7 protein-coding genes and 1 pseudogene are annotated in these 8,975 nt (G+C 31.4%); 6 read left to right on the top strand and 2 right to left on the bottom strand.

The annotated features are described in order from the left end of the window. A partial coding sequence (locus tag EUBIFOR_RS12525; protein WP_003865693.1) for a zinc ribbon domain-containing protein occupies positions 1–187 on the top strand: 187 nt, incomplete at its 5' end. Here EUBIFOR_RS12525 and EUBIFOR_RS08880 read toward each other — a convergent pair. Both EUBIFOR_RS08880 and EUBIFOR_RS08875 read right to left on the bottom strand, forming a co-directional pair. Then, positions 176–1,177: pseudogene (locus EUBIFOR_RS08880) on the bottom strand (peptidoglycan bridge formation glycyltransferase FemA/FemB family protein); the annotation flags it as partial. The gene EUBIFOR_RS12525 and the pseudogene EUBIFOR_RS08880 sit on opposite strands and share 12 nt — an antisense overlap. A 175-nt stretch (positions 1,178–1,352) precedes the next feature. Next, positions 1,353–2,567 carry a peptidoglycan bridge formation glycyltransferase FemA/FemB family protein gene (locus EUBIFOR_RS08875; RefSeq protein WP_003865691.1) on the bottom strand — a complete coding sequence of 405 codons (1,215 nt, stop codon included), beginning with the start codon at positions 2,565–2,567 and terminating at the stop codon, positions 1,353–1,355. A 396-nt stretch (positions 2,568–2,963) separates the two neighbouring features. Here EUBIFOR_RS08875 and dnaA point away from each other — a divergent pair, with 396 nt between their 5' ends. The 5 genes from dnaA to gyrB all read left to right on the top strand — a co-directional run bounded on the left by dnaA (position 2,964) and on the right by gyrB (position 8,963). Further along, entirely contained in the window at positions 2,964–4,331 is a 1,368-nt protein-coding gene (gene dnaA / locus EUBIFOR_RS08870) for a chromosomal replication initiator protein DnaA (RefSeq protein WP_040466414.1), read from the top strand. Between the two features lie 143 nt (positions 4,332–4,474). Next, on the top strand, positions 4,475–5,593 hold the full coding sequence (dnaN, locus tag EUBIFOR_RS08865) for a DNA polymerase III subunit beta (RefSeq protein ID WP_003865689.1): 1,119 nt from the start codon (positions 4,475–4,477) through the stop codon (positions 5,591–5,593). 114 nt (positions 5,594–5,707) lie between these two features. Next, positions 5,708–5,911, top strand: coding sequence for a S4 domain-containing protein YaaA (yaaA, locus tag EUBIFOR_RS08860; RefSeq protein WP_003865688.1), 204 nt, complete (start codon positions 5,708–5,710; stop codon positions 5,909–5,911). Beyond that, positions 5,908–6,999: a DNA replication/repair protein RecF gene (gene recF, locus EUBIFOR_RS08855; RefSeq protein WP_003865687.1), complete on the top strand. Its 1,092-nt coding sequence runs from the start codon at positions 5,908–5,910 to the stop codon at positions 6,997–6,999. Before yaaA ends, recF begins: the two co-directional genes overlap by 4 nt. Next, positions 6,996–8,963, top strand: a complete 1,968-nt coding sequence (gene gyrB, locus EUBIFOR_RS08850; protein WP_003865686.1) for a DNA topoisomerase (ATP-hydrolyzing) subunit B — start codon at positions 6,996–6,998, stop codon at positions 8,961–8,963. Before recF ends, gyrB begins: the two co-directional genes overlap by 4 nt. The last annotated feature ends 12 nt before the right edge of the window (positions 8,964–8,975 follow it).

Here is an 8,975-nt window from a genome sequence, read left to right as displayed (position 1 = left end):
AAAGGTGATCAAGAAAGTGGATACTTTCTATGCGAGCAGCCAAATCTGTCATTGTTGCGGATATAAGAATGAAGGAACAAAAGATTTAAAAGTAAGAGAATGGACATGCCCAAAATGTCATTCAAATCATGACAGAGATGTAAATGCATCCATCAATATATTGATGCAAGGCATATTAGCAAATTAGATAAAAAACAAAAACAACCGCAGGAACTGCGGGGATAGCTTGGTAAGAAAGGTTTCGATAGAAACCTGTTCCCAAGAATCTTGTCACTTCAGTGATGAGAGGTTCAAATTGTGGCATGAACTTTTTAAATCTTTCATCCATTCCTGCATACAACATTTCGCAAGTATTTCCATATTGAATACTAAGTATTCCTGCAATTGCGATATCTTTGTTTTCTTGCCCAAATTCAGAAAATATTTCTTTAAATTCTTTTATATCTTTATCTACACTTCGCAATTGATCTTCTAAACGATGCAATTTCTTTTTTGCATTTTCACAAGTTTGAGCAATTTCCTTTTCCAGTTTTACCTTTTTTATTTTTGCATCTTCATTTAATTTATATACATTACATGTAGCTAGAAAGATGACTCCACCATCCTGATAATTTTCTAACAATATCTTAAAATAGCTTTTATCTCTTAGTGCAACTCCTTTTCTTGATTCCGTTAATTCAACCAAGCGACTAAAATCATCTAATAATTCTAAATGTCCATGAATGATTTGTACATTTCTTCGATCAGCATCCTTGATTAAGCGTTTTGTGTGTTTTGGCAAGACTTTCTCTATATTTTCATATGAATATACGTTTGATTGAAATCTTGGCTGAACTGTATCCGAAATATGCATTGTATATCCTTTATGAATAGCTTTACAACTTTTAAATATATCTAAATATATTTCTGTTTCCTTATATCTATTTGTATTATACGATTTTGAATCATAATCATTAACATGAATAGCAGGATCAAATTTAATGAAGATACAATGATCTTTTTGGGCTAACTTTTTTAATTGATCAAAATAATATTGAACAAGCTCTTTATCCTTATAATCCATAATAGGACCTCGAGGTAAGTAGTACATACAAAATGATAATGGCAATCTTTTTATCAACACTAAACCTGTTGCGACTAATACATTATCTCTATATACCCCTGTATACATGTGATCCCAATTACTTTTTTACTTTTGCCCAATTATAGCTTTGTAATAAATTACAATATTCACGATTTTTCACAAATCCATCAAATTCTTCTTGGTTTATATCTTAAAAAAATAAATACGACATATCAAATTCCATCCTTACTTGGACATAATAGATAGTCGTACTTAAATCATGCTTAAATTATTTGTGTTTTGTGTTTCTTTCTTTGATTTTTTTATAAAATTTAAATGCTACATTATACAGTAATGCGTTTACTGGAATATCAAATTCTCCAATATATTCATTGATTCTTGGATGATAAATTTCTTTAAAATCTACAAGTCCTCCTTTTAGAGTTCCTTCAATTCCGCCCATATTACTTGTATTACATCCAAGTTCAAAACATTTTTCCATTGTTTTATACCAAGTTAAATAAGGTCCCATTAATCGTTTGAAATCTTCGTTCATACCTGCATATAGAATTTCTGATGTATGACCATATTTTACAGTTAATGTTCCACAAACACAGACTGTTTCTCCATATGTTTTTACATCTTCTTCATATTTACTGATTTTCTTTTCCAACGAATCTTTTAATTCTTCTAATGTGAAACGTTTTTTCTTTGCATTTTCTGGACAATTATCTAGATCCAATAAACACTTTTCATATCTTTCCTTCGTTTCATTTAACATATCATGAATATGGAAATAAGCTAAAGTGATAAACGCATCATCCTTATATGTATCTAGAAGTAATTCATAATATTCTTTTGTTCTTAAAGAAATACCTTTTCTTTCTTCTGTACATTTCATAACTTTGTCGAAATCATCTAATAATTCTTTATGTCCAAATTGAATATCTAGATTTTGTTTCTGGGCAACTTTAATATTCTTTTTTCCTTTTTTGGATAAACTATCCATGCCAAAATCATCCGCATATTCAACCATATTGTATCTTGGCTGAATGGTTGTATCAAAATCCTTGTTGAATCCATAATGAATGGCTTTACAAGATTTAATATTTTCGAACTCTTCCTTATAATTAAATTCTTTTCTTTCTTCATCTAAATGAAAACTAGAAACTAAAATACTTGGATCGAATTTTATAAACAAGCAATGTTCTTTTTTAGCAATATTCTTTAATTCTGTAAAATAAAAATTTAATAATTCTTTATTCTTAAAATCCAAAATTGGTCCTCTAGGCAAATAAAACATTGAAAAAGACAAAGGTAACGGACGAATCAATACCAATCCTGCCGCAATTAATCGTTCGTCTTCATATACTCCAGTGTAAATGGGTTTCCAATTATTTTTTATGTTTGCCCAGTCATAGCTTTGAAGCAAATTGCAACTAGGATGATTTTCTACAAAGTGATCATATTCATTTTTATTTATATCCGACTTAAAAATATACATATACTTTTATACCCCTTTTATTCCTGCACTTCATTATAACATTTTATTAGTTTTACACAAAATGATCTATATATTATCCACATATAATATATATGGATATGTATGTTTTAAAATTTTATTATGGTATATACAGTTAAAAAGTATATAAATGCATGAGTTATACAGTGGATAAAGATCTATTATTTTTATACTCTGTATAACTATGGAAAAGTGGTTTATATCCTTTATTTTACAATGATTCTCTATGTATTTAATATGAATATAAAGTGAGTTATCCCAATGTGATTCATTTTTTTTACACATTTATCCACATGTGAATATTTTATATCCACAAATAATAAATGGGGATAAGTGTAAAAATCGTGTATAATAATACTACTGCAAGGAGGTTTTACTATGTCTACCATGTCTTATGCATCGATATGGAATGAAACTTTACAAAAAATTCAAGAATCCAACTATTTTGATACTCATACATTTAATTCATGGATTTCTAAAACCACTCTATTTAAAATAGAAGATAATATAGCTTATGTAGCTTATCGTTCGACCATTACTTTCAGTATTTTGAAGAAACAAAAAGAAAAAGAGCTTTTTGAATCTACACTGAGTGAAGTTTGGGGAGATACTTTAACCATTCAATATATTCATCAAAGAGAAATGGAAAAGATGATGCCTGAAGAGGTTGTTAAACAAAGAACGAATGTTTTATTAGAAAACAAATTTAATCCGTCATATACATTTGAAAACTTTGTTGAAGGAAATTCGAATGCAGAAGCTTATGCTGCATGTTTAGCGTGTTGTACTCAAACAACTTCACATCTTTTTAATCCACTTATGTTATATGGAAATTCTGGCTTAGGTAAAACACATTTACTTCATGCGATGGGAAATTATTTAGCTAAGGAACATCCTGAGTGTAAAGTCATCTATATGTATAGTGGGGATTTGGTTTCCTTATTAATAGAGGCCATGAAGACTAAAAATGTCCATGGAAATACTGTGGAAAGAGTCAAAGAACAGCTTTTAGATTGTGATTATTTTTTAATTGATGATATTCAAAACTTGCAACAGCATTCTAGCAGCCAAGAAATCTTTTTTACCGTATATAATCAATTGATTCAAAAAAATACACAGATCATTATCACAAGTGATATGCATCCTAGTGAAATCAGTGGTTTACAGTCTCGATTAATTTCACGATTTGTTTCCGGATTAACAATCAGCATTTCTAAGCCTGAATTCGAAACGAGTAAAGCTATTTTAAAGAAAAAGATAGAAGGTCGCGAAGAAGGTGTGAATATGAGTGAGGATGTTATTGATTATTTAGCTGGTAAATATTCAAATGATGTCAGAAATCTAGAAGGTACCTTAAATCGCTTAATTTTTAACGCAACTTTATTCAATCCAGATGTAATTGATATGGATTTTGCACGAAAAGTACTAATTAAAGAGCCTATTGTATCGCAATCGGATGAATTAACAATTAAAAAAATTAAAAAAGCAGTTACACGCTTTTATGGTTTATCTTATAAGGATCTAGAGGGTAAATGTCGTCAAAAATTTATTGCGAATGCTCGACACATCTGTGTTTACTTATCTAGAGACTTGCTTCATAAATCTTATGTATCGATTGGGCAAGAATTAGGTGGTCGTGATCATACGACAATTTCTAGTTCGTATGAACGTGCTAAAAAATTGATTCAAAAAGATGAAGCTTTTAAGACGGCTGTAGAAAAAATACGTAGTACTTTGGATTCTTGATTTATACACTGTATTCCTCATGGAATCCACATACAAAAAATGACAGAAAAGCATTTATTTTAAAGGGGCTGTGCAATTTTTACACACTTATACAGTCGCTTATATTATAATTAATATATAAATATTAATAAAAGGAGGATTTTATGCATTTTTCAATTGATCGAAAATATTTTTATGACAAACTATCTATAGTTTCTAGAGCTATTAGTGTTTTTTCTCCACTACCTGCATTATCAGGTATCTGTATAGATTTAAAAGATGATTCTATGACTTTAACAGGTAGTGATTCCAATATATCTATTCGTACTGTAATTGTTCCTGGTGAATTGAATAATTTAGATATTGAAGAAGAGGGTTCAATTATTATTGATTCTAAATACTTATTAGAAATTGTTCGTAAATTAGATTGTAAAAACATTGAAATTGAAGTCATTGATTATTCTTTAGTGCGAATTTCAAGTGACAATGGACAATTTAATTTAAATGGTATTCGTTCCAATGAATATCCAGATATTGATTTTACACAACCAAAGCATCATTTTGTTCTAAAAGCAACAGATTTAAAATCTATTGTTTCTCAGACTGCCTTTGCGTGCAGCGATAAAGATCAACGTCCTGTTTTAATGGGTGTTAATTTTAATTCTCAAGGTAATATGTTGTATTGTTCAGGAACAGATTCTTATCGTTTAGCAAGAAAGACAATTGAATTAGATTCAAGTCAAGATTTTAATATTACCATTCCTAGTAAATCTTTAACGGAAGTGGTTCGTTCCGTTTCAGATGATGATACTATTGATATTTTTGCAGATTCTAAAAAAGCTCAATTTGTATTTGATAAAACAATCATTCAAACTCGTTTGATTGATGGAACTTTCCCAGATGTACAAAGAATCATTCCAACAAGCTGTGTTTCGAAGATGTTAGTAGACTCATATGAAATTGCAGGTACAATTGATCGTACAAACTTTATTCGTAATGATAAGGTACATTTAATTAAATTAGAATGTACCCCACAAGAAACTCATGTGAAGACATACTCTAGTGAAATTGGTAATTCTGATGAAGTGTTAACAAAATGTGAGTATGAGGGAGAAGAAATCTCATTAACATGTAATGGAACTTATATGTTGGATGCAATCAAAGCTTTAGGTTGTGAAAAAGTATTGATTGAATTTTCTGGTTTTATGAAGCCAATCAAGGTATCTAACCCTGAAGATGCGTCAGTGTTAATGATTTTGGTGCCAATTCGTAGTTATGATTAAAGAAAATGCCGTTTAAACTTGTTTTAAACGGTTTCTTTTTATATCGGTATCTCTGTACGCATAGATATTTATGAGGTTTTATGATATAATTAGAGTGCGAAAAGAGGTATTTTCATGGAATTTGAATTAAGAGATGAGTATATTACATTAGCACAATTGCTGAAAGCTTGTGACGTTGTTTATAGCGGCGGACAGGCTAAGGAATATTTAGCAAGCATGGAAGTATTCGTAAACGGCGTTAATGAAAATCGTCGTGGAAAGAAAATCTACCATGGAGATATTGTAGAAACTAATGGAATAAGGATCGAAGTGAAATGAATGTTGAAAAACTGACATGTTTTCATTTTCGTAATTATGAAACCATGTCTTTTTCTTTTGTACCAAAATGCATTCATTTTTTATATGGAAAAAATGCACAAGGAAAAACAAATTTAATTGAGGCTATCTATTTTTTAAGTCATTTGCGTTCGTTTCGAACAAATCAAATGGACAGTATGATCATGCATGGATGTAATGAATTTTGTGTTCAGGCAATCGTAGAGTCGAATCACAGAAAAGAAGAATTGAAAGTGATTGTGGATCATCAAAAAAAGCATTTATTTCGTTTTCAAAATCCGGTTAAAAAATATTCGGATTTTATTGGAATTGAAAATGCCATCTTGTTTTGTCCGGATGATTTATCTTTATTTACTTCATCTCCAAAAAATCGAAGACGATTTATTGATATGGAATTGATGAAGTTATCAAGAACTTATACATCTACTTTGTCTTCTTACCAAAAACTTTTAAAACAAAGAAATCAAGCTTTGAAGCAAAGTAATATAGATGAATGTTTAGTACAGATTTATTTGGACCAGATGATAGAAGTTCAAAGTGTGATTATCAAACAAAGAAATGAATTTCTAAATTCTTTGATGAATAAAGCACGTGAGCTTTATCCTTTCTTTTCAAATGAAAAAGAAGAAATAGGTGCAAAATATATGACTTTTATTCCTATTGATCCGGATATGAAAAGTCATATGAAGGAAGCGTACGATAAGGTTTTTGAAAAAGAAAAAAGATATCATCAGACTTTGATTGGAATTCATAGAGATGATATTTTGTTTGAATTAAATGAAAATCCTGTATGTGAAGTCGCAAGTCAGGGACAAAAAAGAAGTTTTGTATTGGCACTTAAGTTGGGGTTGGCTCAAATTATTTATGAAAAGAGCGGGCAATATCCAATATTGTTGTTGGATGATGTATTTAGTGAACTGGATGATTTTAGAAAGCGTCAGCTAATTGAAAAGCTTCCTAGAGATATGCAAATTTTTATAACAACAACAGAGAGATTGAATATAAATTGGAATCGTGAAGTGCGATTCTATGATATAGAAAAAGGGAGAATCAAGGAGGTCTTAAAATGAGTCAGGATGAATTACAAAAAGAGATTCTTGAATTTGAAGAATTAGAATCACAAGCTACACAAGTAGAACATTCGTATACTGCGGATGATATTCAAGTGTTGGAAGGGTTAGAAGCGGTTCGTTTGAGACCAGGAATGTATATTGGTTCGACTTCGGCTCGTGGACTCCACCATTTGGTTTGGGAAATCGTAGATAATGGTATTGATGAGGCATTAGCTGGATTTGCGAATCGAATTGATGTAACAATTGAGCCAGATAACATTATTGCGGTACGTGATAATGGGCGTGGTATGCCGGTTGGAATTCATGAAAAGACGGGAATTAGTGCAGTTGAAACCATTATGACAGTTTTACATGCTGGTGGTAAATTTGGTGGGGGCGCATATAAGGTTTCCGGAGGTTTACATGGTGTTGGTGCTAGTGTTGTTAACGCATTGAGTGAATGGTTAGAGGTTACTGTATTTCAAGATGGTAAAATTTATTTTATTCGTTTTGAAAATGGTGGTCATGCGGTTGAACCGTTAAAAGTCATTGGAGAAACAACAGAAACGGGTACTCTGGTTCGTTTTAAGGCGGATTCACAAATTTTTAAGGATACAACCGTTTATGATTATGAAATCTTAAATTCTCGTTTGCGTCAGCTTGCATTCTTAAATAAAGATATTCGTTTAACTTTAACAGATAAAAGAACGCCAGATGGTTTAAGCAATGACTATAAGTATGAAGGTGGAATTATTGAGTATGTACAATTCTTAAATAAGAATAAGAGTACAATCAGCGATAAAGTTATTTATGTAGAAGGATTGCAAGATGGAATTCTTGCAGAAGTTGCATTGCAATATAATGATGGCTATCAATCAAGTATTTATTCATTCTGTAATAATATTCATACGCATGAAGGTGGATATCATGAAGACGGTTTTAGAATGGCTTTGACTCGTTGTATAAACACGTATGCGAAAAACAACAACATGATCAAAAAGGATGAAACTTTATCTCAAGATGATGTTAAGGAAGGTTTGGTTGCGATTATTTCTGTAAAGCATCCAGATCCTCAATATGAAGGACAGACAAAGACAAAATTAGGAAATAGCGAAGTTCGTAAGATTGTTTCTAATATTGCTGGAGAACAAATCAATCGTTTCTTCTTGGAAAATCCAGATATTGCCAAGGCTATTGTGGAAAAAGCAGAGATTGCCAGCAAAGCAAGAATTGCGGCTAAAAAAGCTCGTGAATTAACACGTCGTAAATCTGCATTGGATGGTATTAGCTCATTACCGGGTAAGTTAACGGATTGTTCAAGTAAAGATGCAAGTGAATGTGAAATCTATATTGTCGAAGGTGATTCTGCCGGGGGCAGCGCGAAACAAGGTCGTGACGCGAAAACACAAGCAATTCTACCTTTGCGTGGTAAGATTTTAAATGTTGAAAAAGCTAGAACACATCGTATTTTTGAAAACCAGGAAATCCGTAGTATGATTACTGCTTTTGGATGTGGTATTCAAGAAGATGTAGATGTATCTAAATTACGTTATCACAAGATTGTTATTATGACCGATGCCGATGTTGATGGTAGTCATATTTGTACATTGATGTTGACGTTCTTATATCGTTTTATGAAGCCTGTTATTGAAGGTGGATATGTTTATATTGCACAACCACCTTTATACAAGGTACAAAAAGGTAAAAAGATTGCCTATGCATATAAAGAGCAGGAAATGGATCAGTTGCGTGAAGAATTTAAAGATGGATACAAAGTTCAGCGTTATAAAGGTTTAGGTGAAATGGATGCAGAACAGTTGTGGGAAACAACCATGGATCCACATCATAGAGTATTGAAACGTGTCACTATTGATGATGCGATGGAAGCGGACAGTGTATTTGATATGTTGATGGGTGAGGATGTAGAGCCTCGTCGTGAATATATTCAGGAAAATGCTGTATACGCTAATTTGGATTACTAGTAGGAGGTCCTT

Source organism: Holdemanella biformis DSM 3989 (assembly GCF_000156655.1).
GTDB lineage: Bacteria > Bacillota_I > Bacilli_A > Erysipelotrichales > Erysipelotrichaceae > Holdemanella > Holdemanella biformis.
Note: the sequence above shows the minus strand (reverse complement) of the source record. Positions and strands in the feature narration are given on the sequence as shown.

Coding starts and splice junctions, on each gene's coding strand:
- yaaA (WP_003865688.1), top strand. CDS start 5,708: ATGGAATTTGAATTAAGAGATGAGTATATTACATTAGCACAATTGCTG.
- recF (WP_003865687.1), top strand. CDS start 5,908: ATGAATGTTGAAAAACTGACATGTTTTCATTTTCGTAATTATGAAACC.
- EUBIFOR_RS08875 (WP_003865691.1), bottom strand. CDS start 2,567: ATGTATATTTTTAAGTCGGATATAAATAAAAATGAATATGATCACTTT.
- dnaN (WP_003865689.1), top strand. CDS start 4,475: ATGCATTTTTCAATTGATCGAAAATATTTTTATGACAAACTATCTATA.
- gyrB (WP_003865686.1), top strand. CDS start 6,996: ATGAGTCAGGATGAATTACAAAAAGAGATTCTTGAATTTGAAGAATTA.
- dnaA (WP_040466414.1), top strand. CDS start 2,964: ATGTCTACCATGTCTTATGCATCGATATGGAATGAAACTTTACAAAAA.